The 15,418-nt window shown below is 67.0% G+C and carries 15 protein-coding genes and 1 pseudogene; 3 read left to right on the top strand and 13 right to left on the bottom strand.

The features are described from left to right. From JF66_RS08520 to JF66_RS08470, 11 genes are all read right to left on the bottom strand, one after another. A partial coding sequence (locus JF66_RS08520; RefSeq protein ID WP_035877017.1) for a hypothetical protein occupies window positions 1-231 on the bottom strand: 231 nt, incomplete at its 3' end. 378 nt (window positions 232-609) lie between these two features. Then, the gene (locus JF66_RS08515) at window positions 610-1,449 is read right to left on the bottom strand and encodes an SDR family NAD(P)-dependent oxidoreductase (protein WP_035877015.1); all 840 of its coding nucleotides are present in this window, start codon (window positions 1,447-1,449) and stop codon (window positions 610-612) included. Next, on the bottom strand, window positions 1,442-2,500 hold the full coding sequence (locus JF66_RS08510) for an alpha-ketoacid dehydrogenase subunit beta (protein ID WP_197059365.1): 1,059 nt from the start codon (window positions 2,498-2,500) through the stop codon (window positions 1,442-1,444). The genes JF66_RS08515 and JF66_RS08510 overlap by 8 nt, the downstream gene beginning before the upstream one ends. Further along, window positions 2,497-3,501: a thiamine pyrophosphate-dependent dehydrogenase E1 component subunit alpha gene (locus JF66_RS08505; protein WP_051973303.1), complete on the bottom strand. Its 1,005-nt coding sequence runs from the start codon at window positions 3,499-3,501 to the stop codon at window positions 2,497-2,499. Before JF66_RS08505 ends, JF66_RS08510 begins: the two co-directional genes overlap by 4 nt. A gap of 10 nt (window positions 3,502-3,511) precedes the next feature. Continuing rightward, the gene (locus JF66_RS08500; RefSeq protein WP_035877014.1) at window positions 3,512-3,739 is read right to left on the bottom strand and encodes a biotin/lipoyl-containing protein; all 228 of its coding nucleotides are present in this window, start codon (window positions 3,737-3,739) and stop codon (window positions 3,512-3,514) included. Beyond that, complete coding sequence (locus tag JF66_RS08495) at window positions 3,736-4,659, bottom strand: PPC domain-containing DNA-binding protein (RefSeq protein ID WP_051973302.1); 924 nt, start codon at window positions 4,657-4,659, stop codon at window positions 3,736-3,738. The genes JF66_RS08500 and JF66_RS08495 overlap by 4 nt, the downstream gene beginning before the upstream one ends. Window positions 4,660-4,797: 138 nt before the next feature. Then, complete coding sequence (locus tag JF66_RS08490; RefSeq protein ID WP_081882245.1) at window positions 4,798-5,610, bottom strand: SDR family NAD(P)-dependent oxidoreductase; 813 nt, start codon at window positions 5,608-5,610, stop codon at window positions 4,798-4,800. A 29-nt stretch (window positions 5,611-5,639) separates the two neighbouring features. Then, entirely contained in the window at window positions 5,640-7,115 is a 1,476-nt protein-coding gene (locus JF66_RS08485; RefSeq protein ID WP_035877012.1) for a TRAP transporter large permease, read from the bottom strand. A 3-nt stretch (window positions 7,116-7,118) separates the two neighbouring features. Then, window positions 7,119-7,610, bottom strand: coding sequence for a TRAP transporter small permease (locus JF66_RS08480; RefSeq protein WP_051973301.1), 492 nt, complete (start codon window positions 7,608-7,610; stop codon window positions 7,119-7,121). Next, the gene (locus JF66_RS08475; RefSeq protein WP_035877011.1) at window positions 7,607-8,632 is read right to left on the bottom strand and encodes a DctP family TRAP transporter solute-binding subunit; all 1,026 of its coding nucleotides are present in this window, start codon (window positions 8,630-8,632) and stop codon (window positions 7,607-7,609) included. Before JF66_RS08475 ends, JF66_RS08480 begins: the two co-directional genes overlap by 4 nt. A gap of 164 nt (window positions 8,633-8,796) precedes the next feature. Further along, complete coding sequence (locus JF66_RS08470) at window positions 8,797-9,498, bottom strand: FadR/GntR family transcriptional regulator (RefSeq protein ID WP_197059364.1); 702 nt, start codon at window positions 9,496-9,498, stop codon at window positions 8,797-8,799. 210 nt (window positions 9,499-9,708) lie between these two features. Between JF66_RS08470 and JF66_RS08465 the strand changes: the two genes are divergently transcribed. The 3 genes from JF66_RS08465 to JF66_RS08455 all read left to right on the top strand — a co-directional run bounded on the left by JF66_RS08465 (window position 9,709) and on the right by JF66_RS08455 (window position 12,794). Beyond that, on the top strand, window positions 9,709-10,416 hold the full coding sequence (locus JF66_RS08465; RefSeq protein WP_035877006.1) for a FadR/GntR family transcriptional regulator: 708 nt from the start codon (window positions 9,709-9,711) through the stop codon (window positions 10,414-10,416). Window positions 10,417-10,548: 132 nt separating this feature from the next. Then, window positions 10,549-11,322: an SDR family NAD(P)-dependent oxidoreductase gene (locus tag JF66_RS08460; RefSeq protein WP_035877005.1), complete on the top strand. Its 774-nt coding sequence runs from the start codon at window positions 10,549-10,551 to the stop codon at window positions 11,320-11,322. Next, window positions 11,319-12,794, top strand: coding sequence for a four-carbon acid sugar kinase family protein (locus JF66_RS08455; protein WP_051973300.1), 1,476 nt, complete (start codon window positions 11,319-11,321; stop codon window positions 12,792-12,794). The genes JF66_RS08460 and JF66_RS08455 overlap by 4 nt, the downstream gene beginning before the upstream one ends. On the opposite strand, the gene JF66_RS08450 is transcribed toward JF66_RS08455, so the two are convergent. Continuing rightward, the gene (locus JF66_RS08450) at window positions 12,775-13,614 is read right to left on the bottom strand and encodes a DeoR/GlpR family DNA-binding transcription regulator (protein WP_051973299.1); all 840 of its coding nucleotides are present in this window, start codon (window positions 13,612-13,614) and stop codon (window positions 12,775-12,777) included. The two genes, JF66_RS08455 and JF66_RS08450, sit on opposite strands and share 20 nt — an antisense overlap. Window positions 13,615-13,616: 2 nt before the next feature. Beyond that, window positions 13,617-15,127, bottom strand: a pseudogene (locus tag JF66_RS08445) (GntP family permease). Between the last annotated feature and the right edge of the window lie 291 nt (window positions 15,128-15,418).

The following is a 15,418-nucleotide window of genomic DNA, read 5'->3' as shown; positions in this document are numbered from 1 at the left end:
GGCGCTCTCGGCCAATCCGCGCCCGAGTTCTTCACGAGCGATCTGGTTTTCCCAGATGAAGAGCTCGCGCTTGGGGATTGACACCAATGGGGTCAGCAGAATCTCGCCTTGGTCGTTCGTGGCGACGGCGTAGCGGTCGTCTTTCCGTACGCCAGCTTTGCCAAATGCCAGTCGAGCACGCTCGTCCGCAACAACTTCTCCCTGTGGGACAAAACCGTTCTTGGGTTCCATTGGGTACTCCCCATATCTCTTGTGCTGAACATATCCCAGATGACAGTCCGTGTATATGCCCACATGTACATTTGCCCCGGACGGAATTGTGCATGAGAGCTCTGGCCCAGAGCCGCTCGGAAAGCTCCCTCACGGCACCCTCGGGGCATTCATATGACGCGAGTGCGGGCCGATCGGGCAGCTATCGCGATCGCCGTGTGGCAGCACGCCAGGGGATCCGCCTCTGGTCCGCCGTCTGCGGTCGACAAGGCTCGACTAACGTCGCCCGCGGCACTCGTCTGGCGCCGCGGCACTCGTTCAGACGAGTGCCGGACCGTCAGTCGAGTGCCGGACCGTCGTCCCGGGCGCGCCGGGCTGGGCAACGATATGCCGCCTCCGCTACTGCGCCACGGCCGCGGTGAGGCCGCCGTCCACCGGCAGGCAGGTGCCGTTCACGTACCGGGCCTCATCCGAAGCCAGGAACACCGCCGCATTCGCGATGTCGAACGAATCGCCCATCGCGCCGGTGGGGCTGAGTGCATTGCGCTGGGCCAGCATGTCTTCCACCGAGTCGTAGTTGCCCACGATCTGCTCGTACATCATGGGCGTTTCGATCAGGCCCGGCGCAATGCAGTTCGCACGGATGCCCCGGCTCGCGTACTCGAGAGCCACGTTCACCGTGAACTGCGTCAGCCCGCCCTTCGTGGCGGAGTAGCTCGGGTAGTTGTAGCCGAGGTAGCGCATGCCGCCGATCGACCCGATATTCACAATGGCTCCGCCGCCGAGTTCGAGCATGTGCGGCAACACGTGCTTGGTGGTGATGAATGCACTCGTGAGGTTGACGTTGAGAACCGTGTCCCATTCCTCGACCGACATTTCGAGTGGGCCGCCCATGCGTGCAATCCCCACGTTGTTATGCAGGATGTTCGGCCGTCCGACGGCGGCGACGCAGGCCTCCACCGCGGCGAGCACGGCTGCACTGTCCGTGACGTCGGCAACAATTCCGCCCACCCGCACCGCCGACCCGGACGCACTGCGGTACCGCTCCAGCTCAGTCACCGCGTCCGCAACGGCCGCCGCTGACATGTCCACGACGAACACGTTGGCCGCGGCGGCCGCGTACGCCAGCGCCGCGGCCAGGCCATTGTTGATCCGTCCACCCACCGACCCGCCGCCGAAGACGATGGCTGTCTTGCCGACGAGGCGTTGGCTGGGGCAGATGGCATCCGTTCTAGACATGCTGGCGTTCCCGGCGGGTGGCGAGCACGGTCGCCACGATCTGGTTCGCCGACGGAATGACCGCGTTCTCCAGCACCTCGCTGTAGGGAATGGGCGTGCGCAGGCCGCCGAGCCTGCGCGGCGCGGCATCGAGGTCGTTCCACGCCTCTTCCACCACCTGCGCCACGAACTCGGCGCCCCAGCCGTAGTCGCGCACGGCTTCGTGCGCCACGACCAGGTGCCGGGTCTTCTTCACCGAGGTGATCACGGTCTGCATATCGAACGGGAAGAGCGTGCGCGGATCGATGACTTCCACGCTCAGGTCGTGCTGCTCCTGCAGTACCTCGGCCGCCTCGAGCGAGCGCTTGAGCATTTGCTGCGTGGCGACGATCGTGAGGTCGCTGCCCTCTCGGGCGACGCGGGCCACACCGAACGGGATCGGCTCGAATGACACGAGTCCGCGGTCGTTGTAGAGGTTCTTGTGCTCGAGAAAAATGGTGGGGTTGTTGCTGGCCACCGCGGTGCGGAGCAGCCCGTAGGCATCGCCTGCCGTCGCGGGAACCACAACTTCGAGGCCCGGGATGTGTGCGAACAGCGTCTCGAGGGATTGCGAGTGCTGCCCGGCCTTGCCGATTCCCGAACCCCCGTTCGTGCGCAGCACGAACGGCACGTCAAACTGCCCGCCGAACATATACCGGGCCTTCGCGGCTTGGTTGATGATGCCGTCGAAGCCGAGAAAGGTGAAGTCCGAGTACATGATTTCCAGAATCGGCCGGCTGCCCTGCATCGCGGCGCCGACGGCGGCGGAGATGAGCACCTCCTCGCTGATCGGGGTGTCGAGCACCCTGCCGCGGCCAAACTCGTCCGCGAGCTTCTTGGTGACGCCGTAGATGCCGCCGCCGGTGCCCCAGGTGGTGATGTCTTCACCGAGCAGGAACGCTTCGGGGGTGTCCTCGAGAATGTCGTGCAGCGCGGTGTTGAGCGCGCGCCACAGGGCCATCGGCTTCGCTGGGCGAGCGGATGCCGCCGTGCCCGCATCCGCGTGGGTCGCGCTCAGGGGTGCAATGCTCATTTGACCGTCTCCTCGTATACGTCGGTGCTCGCCCGGAACTCTTCCGGGAAGGGGGAATTGCGGGCGAAGGCCTCCGCCTCGGCCACCACGCGTGCGGCATCCGCTTGCAGGCCGGCGAACTGCTCGGCCGTGAGCACGCCCTGCTCCTGCAGCGTGCGGGCCAGGTAGCTGATCGGGTCTTTGTCTTTCCACTCCTCCACCTCGTCGGCGCTGCGGTAGATCTCGGTGTCGCCGGCCATGTGGCCGAGGTAGCGGTATGTGTCGGCGATGATCAGCGTGGGGCCGGCCCCGGCGCGTCCTCGTGCGACGGCCTCCGCGGCGACGGCGTAGACCGCGTCGAGGTGCATGCCGTTCACGTTGACGGACTTCACGCCGTAGGCGGTGCCGCGCTGCGAGAGGTCGGGCTGGGCCACCATCTCCTCGATCGACGCTGACTGCGCGTAGTGGTTGTTCTCACAGACGAAGACCACGGCAAGGTTCCAGATGGCGCAGAGGTTCAGCGCTTCCCCGAGCACGCCCTGGTTCGAGGCGCCGTCGCCGAAATACACCACGGCCACGGCATCGCTGCCCTGCTGCTTCGCGGCGAGGGCGGCTCCGGTGGCGAGCCCGATGCCGGCGCCGACGATTCCGTTGGTGCCGATGATGCCGAGTTCTTTCACGCCGATATGCATCGACCCGCCCTTACCCTGGCCGTAGCCGTCGACCCGGCCGAGAATCTCGGCCATGGTTCGTGCCGGGTTGGAGCCGCGGGCCAAGCAGTGTGCGTGGCCGCGGTGGTTGCTGGCGATGGTGTCGCGCGGGCCGAGTGCGAGGGAGACCCCGGTGGCCACGGCCTCCATCCCGACAGACGGATGCGTCGAGCCGCGGATCAGGCCCTCCTCCGAGAGCACGGGCATGCGCGATTCGAAGGCGCGAATCATGGTCATGGTGGCGAGCCCCGTGAGGCCCTGCACGCCGGCGTCGTACGGCGCGGCCGGTGCGGTTTCGAGCGATGTTGTCACGATGTTCTCCTTAGGCGATCACGGCGATGGTCTGGTCGGCTTCGATGAGGTCGCCTTCGGCGGCGCTCAACGTGATGATTCCGGCCGCCGGAGCGGCGAAATCCACCGTGGACTTTGCGGTCTCCAGTGCCACGATCGACTGACCGAGCGCCACGGTGTCACCGTCGGCCACGAGCCACTGCACCAGGTCGGCGTCGGATTCGCTGCCGAGAAAATCGGCGGTAATGACAACATTCATGATGGTTCTCCTAGGTGCGTTGCGGGTAAAGGGCTGGTCGTGAGGGTGATTTCCTGCACGAAAAGTTCATAGGTGACCGAGACGGGATTTTCGCCGCGCACGAGGGCGCCGGCGTGCACGACCCCCTGCGTGTCCACGAGGGTGCAGGTGAGCTGCGAACGGATGCCTTCGGCCGTGCGCGTGACATGTCCCACCAGGGTCACGACCTCGGTGCACGGTCCGTCGACGCGGGCACGGGTGATGCCGTTGTGCGGGGCGAATGTGGCCCCGATCAGGCTGCCGATGCCGCCGCGCACAACGGCATTCTCGAAACCGTTCTCGGTGCAGATCTTCTCGACCGCGAGGCTGATGTCTTCGTTGGGGCAGACCCGGGCGACGACGGTGCGGTTGAGTCCGGCGTCCTCGGCGGGCAGCACCGTCTCGGTTGCGGCATGCGGGGTGAACACCGGCAGCCGAGTCTCGGGGTCGTCCGTGCTCTCGAGATCGACCCCCGGCAGCCCCTGCACGACGGCGAGCGGGGGAGGAGAGCCGACGCCCGTCTCCGGCCAGAGGTGCCCGGCCTGCAGCCGGCCTTCGGGGGTGAGCCAGACGCAATGGCTGTGCATCCAGGGTTCCCCGTCGCGCAGTCCCAGCGTGGCGGCACCGAAGATGAGCTGCCCGTGCGTCTCGGTTCGCTTCTCGCTGTAGCTCACCTCGCGGCCGTCGTCGCCGCGGGCGGGAACGCAGTAACTGATCGGGGCGAGCGTGCCGCCGATGAGCTCGGCCATGCCGCTCGTCAGGTTGAGGTCCGCGAGAATGCGGAAGAGTTCGGCGGCGAGCACGGTGTTGGGAGTCAGAAGCTGCATCGCGGCGACGGGGGTCGTGACCACGCTCAGGATGCGGGGCTGCGTGAGCGGCCCGGGGTGGTCGAGGGTCAGCATGGCGGGGTTTCAGAACGGGCGGGAAAACGCATCATTTCATCTCCAGATGGTGTGCCGGAGTGGCACCGACGCGCTTTGTGGGCGCGACAGTGACACGAATGTGGGTCAAAGCGGTGAAGGAGGAGGAGTGCGTGCCGGCTAGCCGATCGCTGAGCCGCCGCAGACCTTGAGCACGTCACCGGTTACGTAGCGGGCGCCCGGTGAGGCGAGGTACGCCACCGCGCTCGCGATATCTTCCGGGGACCCCATGCGCTGAATGGCCTGCCCACTCAGGTCGTATTCCAGGGACTGGGTCATGGGCGTGGCGATCGGGCCGGGGGCCACCGAGTTGCAGGTGATACCGAGCGGTCCCACTTCCTTGGCCACCCATTTGGTCAGGGCGATGATGCCGCCCTTCGAGGCGGCGTAGGCCGGGCCCGAGCGGGCGGCATCTTCGCCGTGCGACATCGGACCGCCCATGATGCCCGAGATCGAGCTGATGTTCACGATGCTTCCCGATCCCTGGTCGCGCATGTAGGGGTAGACCGCGGCCTGGGTGAAGAGGAACGTGCCGCGCAGGTTGGTGTCGAGGTCGCGTTCCCACATGTCGTCGGTCATGTCTTCGAGGCCCACGCGGCCGCAGGTTCCGGCGTTGTTCACGACGGTGTCGATGCGGCCGAGGGTGGTGACGGTCCAATCCACGGCGCCCCGCACCTGGGCGCGGTCTTTCACGTCGACGATCAGCGAGTGGATGCGCCGGTCCGCAAACTCCGCGCGCAGCGCGGCCACCGTGTCGCCCCCGTCGATCACGTCGACGATCACGATGTCGGAGCCGCGGGCGGCGAGGGTGCGGGCGATCGCGGCGCCGATGCCGCGGGCAGCCCCGGTGACCAGGCACACCTGACCGTGCAGCGAATCCGTCAGCGAATCGGTGCGTGAATCAGCAGTTTCTGCGGTCAGCAAAGCAGTCATGTTGTCAGCCTTTCGAGAGGGAGGGGCGCCTAAACGCCGAGCAGGTTGGGCAGCCAGGTCGAGACGGCTGGAATGTAGGTCACGAGAAACAGCACCACGAGACCGGCTATCAGGAACGGCACGATGCCCCGGGTGATTTCGGCGAGGCTCACCTTGCCGATGCCGGCGGCGATGAACAGGTTCACGCCCACGGGGGGAGTGAACAGCCCGATCGCCAGGTTCACCGTCATCAGCACGCCGATCTGGGTGGGATCCACGCCCACGGCGAGCAGCACCGGCACGAGGATCGGAATAAAGAGGTAGAACGCGCTGATCGCGTCGATGAATGCGCCCACCACGAGCAGCAGCAGGGTCACGAGCAGCAGAATCACAAACGTGTTCTCGGTGATGCCCAGAATCGCATCCGCCATGCGGCGGGCGATCTGCTCGGCCGTGATGACGTAGGCGAAAACGGATGCGCATCCCACGATCAGCATGATCACCGCCGACTGCGCCGCGGCCGTCACGAGCAGATTCGGCACGGAGCGCAGAGTGAACTCCTTGGAGAAGAGCAGGCCCGCGAAGAAGGCGTAGAAGGCGGCGACCACGGCGGCCTCGGTGGGCGTGAAGATGCCGCCGTAGATGCCGCCGAGAATGATCACGGGAACCAGCAGTCCGGGAGCGGCTGCCACGAAGGCCCGACCGATCTCGTTCCACGGCGCCCGTTGGGTGCGGGGCCGCATCACGGCGCCCGTGACGGCTCCGAGCGTGCCCGGTGCCCGGGCAATGCCCACCAGACCGGTGTTGCCGGCGCTGGCGTCTTTCTCGCGCAGGGCCGTGGCCGATGATCCGCCGCCCATCGAGACCCCGGCTCCGGCCAGCACCTGCACCGGGGTGAGCGTGGCGGTCTCCTCGACGGCGGCGAGCCGGCGGGGGATGAAGAAGCAGGCGATCAGAAACGCGATTGCCATCAGGATGCCGGGAACCACGCCGGCCACGAACAACCGGGCAATGGAGACCCGGGCGTACTCGCCGGCGACGACGGCGAAGACGATAAACGTGACGCTCGGCGGAATGACGATTCCCATTGAGCCCGAGCTTGCCAGCAGGGCGGCCGCGTGGCGTTTCTCGTAGCCGTTGCGCACGAGGGCTGGAATGAGAATCGATCCGATCGCCGCGACGGTGGCCGGGCCGGAACCCGAGATCGCCGAGAAGAAGAACGCCGCGATGATGACCACGAGCACGAGGCCGTGCTTGAGGTGGCCGAGGCAGGCGTTGGCCAGGTCGACCAGCCGTTTCGAGATTCCCGCCGCCTCCATGATGGCTCCGGCCAGAATGAAGAACGGAATGGCCAGCAGTGTCTCTGACGAGAGCGAGGCGTACATCACGCTCGGCAGAATGTTGAGGGCGTCAATGCCGCGGCCCACCACCAGGGCGCCGAGAGCCGCGAGGCCCAGGGCGAAGGCCACGGGCACGCTCGCCAGGAGCAGCACGGCGAAGAGCCCGAAGAGCACGAGTTCGACCATGGTCTAGGCCTCCTGTTCGATGAGTGGGGCATCCGCTTGGGCGCGAAGCGTGTGCAGGGTGGATTGGATGCTGCGGTAGATGCCGAGGGCGGCTCCCACCGGAAGCGCGGCGGTGAAGGCCCACTGCGGGATGCCGATGGAGGGGGTGACGCGGCCGCTGGCGGCCTGGTCGAGCACCAGCTGCAGGCTGAAATAGAACAGCACCAGAAAGAACAGCACGATGACGCCGCACACCAGAACGGTGAGGGCCCGCTTGAGCGCGGGGTTGGCCTTGTCGTGCAGCAGGCTGAACCCGAGGTGGGCCTTCTCGCGAATGCCGATCACGGCGCCCACGAGGGTGAGGGCCACCGCGAGGTTCACGGTGATCTCTGTGGTGAATGCCAGCGAGGCGTTGAGCACGTACCTCGAGATCACGTTGGTGAAGGCGATGATGCTGATGACCGCGAAGGCCGTCGCCGCGAACGTGTTCTCGAAGAGGGTTATGGCGCGGTTCACGGCCGGGTGCTGTCGGGCGTGACGCCGGCGACCATGTCCTCGCCCCAGGTGGCGGCGTACTTCTCGTTGACCGAGACCATGCGCTGCACGAAGACGTCACGCTGGGCGTCGGTGAGCTCGGTGACCTCCATGCCGGACTCCTTCATCTCCGCGAGGGATGCGGCGTCCTTGTCGCGGTTGGCCTGAATCTGAATGGCATTGGCCTCAGCGGAGACGCGCAGCACCAGGGCCTGGTCGTCGGCGCTCAGCGAATCGAACAGGTCCTTGTTCATACCGAGGATCAGCGGGTCGTACACGTAGTTCCACACGGTCATGTAGTCCTGCACCTCGGTGATGCCCGACGAGTGGGTCACGTCGACGGGGTTCTCCTGGCCGTCGATGGTGCCCTGCTGCAGGGCGGTGAAGACCTCGGAGAAGTTCAGGGTGGTGGGGTTCGCGCCGAGCTCGCGGTAGACATCCGTGAACAGCCCGATGCCCGGGATGCGGAGTTTCATGTCCGCGAGATCTGCGGGTGCGGTGATGGGGCGCACGTTGTTGGTGATCTGGCGAAAGCCGCTCTCGCCGAAGCCGAGAACCTGCACGCCCAGCGGGTCGGCGAGGGCGCGGTAGGCGTCGAGGCCGGTGGCCGCGAGCGTGTCTTCGGCCTCTTCGTAGTCGGCGTAGAGGAAGGGCGCATTGACAGCGCCGAACTTCGGGTCGATGCCGGCGTAGATGATCGTGGAGTTGTACGACAGGTCTTTGTCGCCGTTCATGAGCTGCTCGACGCCGGCTGCGGGATCGCCGCCGGAGAGCTGCTCATTGGTGAAGATGTTCACCTCGATGCGGCCGTCGGTTTCGTCATTGAGGGTGTCGGCGAAATACTCGGCGCCTTCATGCCAGGTGGAGGTGTTTCCCACCGTGATGGTCATGTCCCAGGAGTAGGACTCGGCGCCGGAATCGCCCGAGTTATCGGGACCGCTGGCTGCCGAGCATCCGGTGAGGAGGAGGGCTAGTGCGCTAACAGATGCGAGCTTCTTGAGCATGGTGCTGCTTTCTGTGGGGCTTCTTCATTGAAGTCACAGGAATGCCCGCTCGATCGCGCCGGGTAGGCACCTGTTCCCTCCGACTGTCAGGTTTTGACTGGTCGGTTGAATCAGTATGCACGGCTTGGTAGTACCACGCAAGTTATCTGGTTGACCTGTTGCGGTTATTCGGGGGGCAGAGCGGGTGCGGCGAGCAGTTCTTCGAGCCAATCGAAGTGCCGGTCGACCGCTGCGGAGGCGGCGGCTTCGTCGCCCTCCACGATGGCCGCGTAGATGTTGCGGTGCAGGGTGCGCATGGTCTGCCGGCCGTCGGAGAGGGCCACCTGCTGCACGGTGCGCAGCATGACGCCCGAGAGTACCTCGGCCAAAAAGACGAGCGCCGGCGAGCCCGAGGCGGCGAACAGCGCCGTGTGGAAGGCCAGGTCCGCTGCGTGCAACGCGGCCGAATCGTCGGTGGCATCCATCGTGTCGACGGCGATCGCCATGTGCGCGAGGTTGAGGTGGTCGTGGCGTCGCGAGGCCTCGCAGGCGGCCTGCCGTTCGAGCGCCACGCGCACCGGGCGCATCGAGTCGAGCGGCATCGCGGCGGAGAGAATGCCGAGCAGCAGAACCTCGCTCACGGTTGTGGGGCTCAGGCGCTTTACGAAGGTGCCGGCGCGCATTCGACGTTCGAGGATGCCCAGAGATTCGATGCGGCTCAGCCGGTCCCGCAGGGCGGTGCGGCTCACCCCGAGCAGCTCGGCCTGTTCGCGCTCGCTGGGCAGGCGAGTGCCGGGTTCCATGGCCATGATCTGTTCGACCAGAACGACGGTGAGGGGATCTTGAAAGAGGTCGGCGAGCACGGAGTGCGGAGAAGGGATGCTCATGAAGGGAAATACTACGGCCCGCAGTTGCATGAGCGGAGGGCGGGCGGTGACAGCGCGCCCGTTCGCCAATCCGTATGGAGAGACGCTGACGCGCGATCGTGAGCGCGCACGTCACGGCCGCGGCCGGCCCCCGGTGTCGAGGAGAGCGGCCTGCCCAATCGGTACACTGAAACGAGTCCGACGACGCGCCGGTTACGAAGGATTGGTGTGATGAGTAGAACGTCGCTGGTCGATGAGCTGGTGGAGAGCGTTCTCGACCGCGTGCTGCGGGGAGTGTTTCCCGCCAACCAGATGCTGCCACCGGAGGCCGTTCTGGCCGAGGAAGCCGGTGTCAGCCGGTTGACGGCCCGGGAGGCGATCAAGAGTCTCCAGGCGCAGAAGATCGTGTACGTGCGGCGGGGGCTCGGCACCTTTGTCAACCCGCCGGAGAGCTGGTCGAGCCTCGATGCCATCCTGCGCGCCGCGGCATACAACCTCGGCAGTTCCGAGGTTCCGCTCAGGCTTCTCGAGGTGCGCCGCATGGTCGAGAGTGGTTCGGCCGAGCTGGCCGCGATCAACCACGACGACAACGACCTCACCCTGCTCGACGCGACCATCGCTGAAATGCAGGCCGCCTCTGCGGCGGATGACCTCGACCGCTTCACAGAGAACGACCTGGCCTTTCACGACATAATTCTGGCCGCGAGCGGCAATCCTTTTCTGCCCGCCTTGATGGGACAGCTGGGGCAGCTGCTCTACACGTTGCGCCGGGAGACATCCGCGTTCACTGAGGTGCAGGAGCACGCGATCGAGCACCACCAGGCCGTGCGCGCGGCGATCGCCACCCGCGACCCGGGTCAGGCCCGCCGCGCAATGGAGGAACACCTCCGGCAGACGCTCGCTGACTACGAGCACTTCATCGAATCCGGGCGTCCGTAGGCCTGACGGTCCCCAGGCACCGCCCACGCCCGCCGAAGTCGTCTTAAGACATCAGACGTCAGAGATCAGTTAGGCTGGCCAGACGGCTCACACAGAGGTGGGCCCGTCTCACCGAAGGATTGGCCCCTCATCATGAGTGACGTTATTTTTCCCGCCGACCGCACCGCCGTCTTGACCGGGGCCGCCTCGGCCCGCGGAATCGGCCGCAGCACCGCCGACAAGCTGGCCTCCCTCGGCTGGTCGATCGCCATCGTCGATATAGACGGAGGGGCCGCCCGCGAGGCCGCCGCCGCGATCGCCTCCTCCCGGGGCGTGCGCGCGATCGGCGTGGCCGCCGACGTGTCCGACAAAGACTCCGTGAACGCCGCCATCACCGAGGTTGAGGCGTCGATGCCGCCGATCGTCGGTCTGGTCAACCTCGCCGGCATCAGCTCGCCCACCGAGTTCATGAACGAAACCGTCGAGGCCTGGGACCGCGTGTTCGCCATCAACATGCGCGGCTCCTTCCTCGTCTCGCAGCGCGTGCTCGCCGGCATGATCGAGCGTCGGGTCGGCCGCATCGTCAGCATCTCCTCCATCTCCGCCCAGCGCGGGGGAGGCACCTACTCCAAGGTCGCCTACAGCGCGTCCAAGGCCGCCATCATCGGCTTCACGCGCGCTCTCGCCCGCGAAATGGGCGAGCACAACATCACCGTCAACGCCGTTGCCCCGGGCCCGATCGACACCGACATCATGGGCGGCACGCTCTCGGACGAGCGCAAGAGCGCCATGGCCGCCGACATCATCATGGGCAGGGTCGGAACCCGAGACGACGTTGCCGCGCTGATCGCCTTCCTGCTGAGCGCCGACGCCGGCTACATCACCGCCGCCACCTACGACATCAACGGCGGGCTGCAGGTCTCATGACCCCCGCCGCCGAGCCGCGGCGTTACGCCCAGGCGCTGTTGGCCGGCTTCCCCACCGAGGTTGCTGTGCCCGCGCATGACGTGGCGGCAGCCGTGGCGGCCACCGGCCGGGTGCTGATTGTGCTCGACGACGACCCCACCGGCACCCAGTCCGTGGCCGACCTGCCGGTGCTCACCCAGTGGCAGCCGCAAGACTTCCGCTGGGCGCTCGGCCTTGGGGCCCCGGCCGTGTACGTGCTCACCAACACCCGCAGCCTCGACCCGGCCGAGGCTGCCGAGCGCAACCGCGAGGTCGTCACAAACGCGCTTGCTGCCGCCGACGGAACCCCGCTGGCCTTCGTCAGCCGGGGTGATTCAACCCTGCGCGGGCACTTTCCCCTGGAGCCCGACGTGATCGTCGAGACCCTGCGCGCCCACACCGGGGTGCAGATCGACGGCGTGGTCATCGTGCCGGCCTTTCCCGATGCCGGGCGGGTCACCATCGACGGCGAGCACTTCATGCTCTCCGCCACCGACGAGCTCACGCCCATCGCCGAGACCGAGTTCGCCCGCGACGCCACTTTCGGGTTCACCCACTCCCGCCTGGCTGACTACGTGCAGGAGAAAAGCGGCGGGCGCATTCCCGCGGCGAGCGTCATCGAGGTGAACCTCGCCGTGCTGCGCGCCGGCCCGCAGGCGATTGCGGATGCGATCGAGCCCGCGGGCAGTGCCACCCCCATCGTCGTCGACGCGGTCACCGAAAACGACCTGCGCCTGCTCGCTCTCGGCCTGCACGAGGCAGAGCGCCGCGGCATAAAACTGGTCTATCGGGTGGGCCCGCCGTTCGTGCGGGCGCGCATCGGCCAGGCCATCCGTCAACCGCTCACCGCGGCGGATGCCTTCGGCCACACCGCCCCACCCCTCGCGGGCGGACTGATCGTCGTCGGCTCACACGTGGCGATGACCACCCGCCAACTCGAGGCCCTGAAGCGGCAGCATGCATCGGCCCGGGTGGTGGAGATCGATGTTGCGGCTCTCCTCGCGTCCGAGTCGTCAACCCACCTGGGTGAGGTCGTCGACGAGGTAGTGGCAGCTCTCGCCGGTGCCGACGTCATCGTGCAGACCAGTCGCCTCCTCGTGAGCACGACCGACCCGGCCGAGAGCCTGCGCATCGCCCGCACGGTGTCGGCCGCGGTGGTGGAGGTGGTTCAGCGCGTGGTGGCACGCACCCGACCGCGGTTCGTGATCGCCAAGGGCGGCATCACCTCGTCGGATGTTGCCGCCCTCGGCCTGCAGATCCGCCACGCGATTGTGCGCGGGCCGATGCTCCCCGGCATCGTGTCGCTCTGGCAGCCGGTCGACGGGCCGGCCACGGGCATCCCCTACGTGGTGTTTGCCGGCAATGTGGGCGACGACGAGTCGCTCGTGACGGTTGTGCGCACGCTCAGCGCGTATGCCGAGACCGGGGCAGGTGTCACGGCACGGGAGTCGTGAGGCTGTCCCCGGTGGTTCCGGTCGAGATCACGGCGACGCCCTCTGCCCGGTAGCGGTCGAGCACCTCGTCGTTGACCTCGTTGGTGATGAGGGTCCACCCGCGCGGCAGCGGCGCCCACGCGGGCACCGAGCCCCGCGCCAGCTTGCTGGCATCGGCCAGCACCACCACGTGGCGGGCCCGGCGCGCCGCGCTGTCTTTCACGTGGGCCTCCGGCAGGGTCGGTTCGCCGACGCCGTCGATCGGGTCCACGGCGTCCACGCCCAGAAACGCGATATCCACCATGTAACGCCCGAGCGCGAGGTCTGCGAGTGGCCCCTCGAGCCCATGGCTGGTGCGGGCCACGCGACCGCCCGTCACGACCACCTCAAGCCCGGGAGCGGATGCGAGGTAGAGCGCGCTGTCGAGGCTGCGCGTCACCACCGTGAGTCCTTCGGCGTGCCACAGCTGCCGGGCGAGTTCACCGCAGGTAGACCCGGCGTCGAGAAAGATGGTGGCCCCGGGCGGAACCAACTCGGCGGCCCGGGCACCGATCGCGCTTTTGGCCGTGTGTTCCACGGCCACGCGGTCGCTCAGCTCCCGTTCCTGAAACGGCGCCGCAGAGCTGGCGCCGCCGTAGGTGCGCGTGATCGTGCCGGTGGTTGTGAGGTGCGCGAGGTCGCGTCGCACGGTGGAGGGCGAGACCTGCAGCGCATCCGCCAGCTCGTCGACGCCCGTCGATCCGGCGCGCACTAGGGCGAGGAGTCGTTCGTGCCTCGCCCTGGTGCCCCGACGGTAGTCCGTGGGGGCGGGTGTGTCGCCCGCGTTCCGGATCGTGGCCATCGCTAGCCGAGAACCAGGTTGGCGAGAAACAGCAGCGGGATAGATCCGGCCCACACGGCCGTGGTGATGCCTGACCAGCCCTTGAGCGCGCTCGTGCCTTCGAGGCCGGTGAACGTGGTCACCACCCAGAAGTACGAGTCGTTGAAGTAGCTGAACACCATCGAGCCGGCGGTGCAGGCGAGAACGGCGACAACCGGGTCGATGCCGAGGGTCGTCACCAGTGGGGCGGAGACGGCCGCCGCGGTGATCATGGCGACGGTTCCGGAGCCCTGGGCGATGCGCACGACGGTGGCGATGAGGAACGGAATCAGGAAGGCGGGCAGGTTCGTCGAGCCGATCGCCTCGGCGAGGGCGTCGCCGACTCCGGAGGTGCGCAGCACCTGGCCGAGCGCTCCGCCGGCTCCGGTGATCAGCAGAATCAGGCCGGCGGATGCCGCGGCTTCGGCGAGCCATCCGTTCACCTTGGTGCGCGGTGTCCAGCGGGGGAGCAGCACGTACACGGCGAGCAGCATGCCGATCATCAGGGCGATCACCGGGTTTCCGATGAAGGCGAGCGGAACGACCCAGTCGGAGGGCGTGTAGTCGCCCGTCAGGGCGCCTTGCGCGCTCTTGTCGAGGGCGGTTCCCACCGTGTTCAGCAGGATCAGCAGCAGCGGCACCGCGAGGGGCAGCGAGGCCAGAAGGCCGTTGACCCGATGCGGCTTGGCGCCGGCGGGCGGCGTGCCGAGGTCGGGCTCGTCATCGCCGTCGATTTCGGAGAACAGGGTGCCGGCGTCGGTCGTGTAGGTGGCTGCGTCACGCTCAAGAGTCGCGGTGTGCGTCGTGCCGCTGCCGCCGCGTGCCTCGTGTGACACAACCGCGTTGCCGTACACGGCCTGGCGAACCGCCGGGGTGACGGAGCTCTCGAGCTTGGGGCCGATCCACTTGGCGTAGAGCACCACGACGGGCAGCAGCAGCACCGTGAATACGCCGCCGACGATGATGACCATGCCGAGGTCGGCGCCCAAGATACCGGCCACGGCCAAGGGACCGGGGGTGGGCGGCACGAGATGGTGGGTGAGGGTCATGCCCGCGCCGAGGGCCAGGGCGATGGTGACGTAGCCGCCGCGCTTCATGCGCGCGATCGAACGGGCGAGCGGGTTCATGATCACGTAACCGGCGTCGCAGAACACGGGCACTGACACCAGCGCGCCGACGCTGCCCATGGCCCAGGCTCGCGGCCCTTACCGAACAGCTTGAGGAACGCCTGAGCGAGTGACTTGGCGGCACCGGAGACCTCGAGGATCTTGCCGATTCCCACACCCAGCCCGATCACGATTCCGATCGATGCCAGGGTATTGCCGAACCCGGTTGTGATGGCCGTAATGATTTCGAGGGCCGGTTGGCCGGCGACGAAGCCGGTCACGAGGGCCGCCGCCAGCAGGGCCGCGAACGCGTCGAGCCGGGTACGAAGCACAAGAACGATGATCGTCGCTATCCCGAGAACGAGCGCGGCGATGAGTTGTATATCCACAGTGATATCTCCTTGAGCAGGGCGAGGCCCGGGCAACGGTGCGCGAACTTCTCTCAGTATGTTCGCTCAAGTTGCGTACTGCAAGCGTGTTTGCAGGCCCTGATGCGCATTCCATGCAGATCGCGTGATCAATTCGCGCAAGTAGTAGCGCCGGCCTCCACGTCTCGCTATCGCCACCCAAGAGTGCGCCTGTGCCTCGTCTTGGGGATTGAGCAGGCATGAGAGTTTAAGTTAGTGAACTAGACACATTTGCCCGCATCCCGCCAAATCACTGGCGTAGCGCCACACAAC

The sequence above is a fragment of the Cryobacterium sp. MLB-32 genome, from assembly GCF_000738085.1.
Classification (GTDB): domain Bacteria; phylum Actinomycetota; class Actinomycetes; order Actinomycetales; family Microbacteriaceae; genus Cryobacterium.
This window is presented reverse-complemented; position numbering and strand designations above follow the sequence as displayed.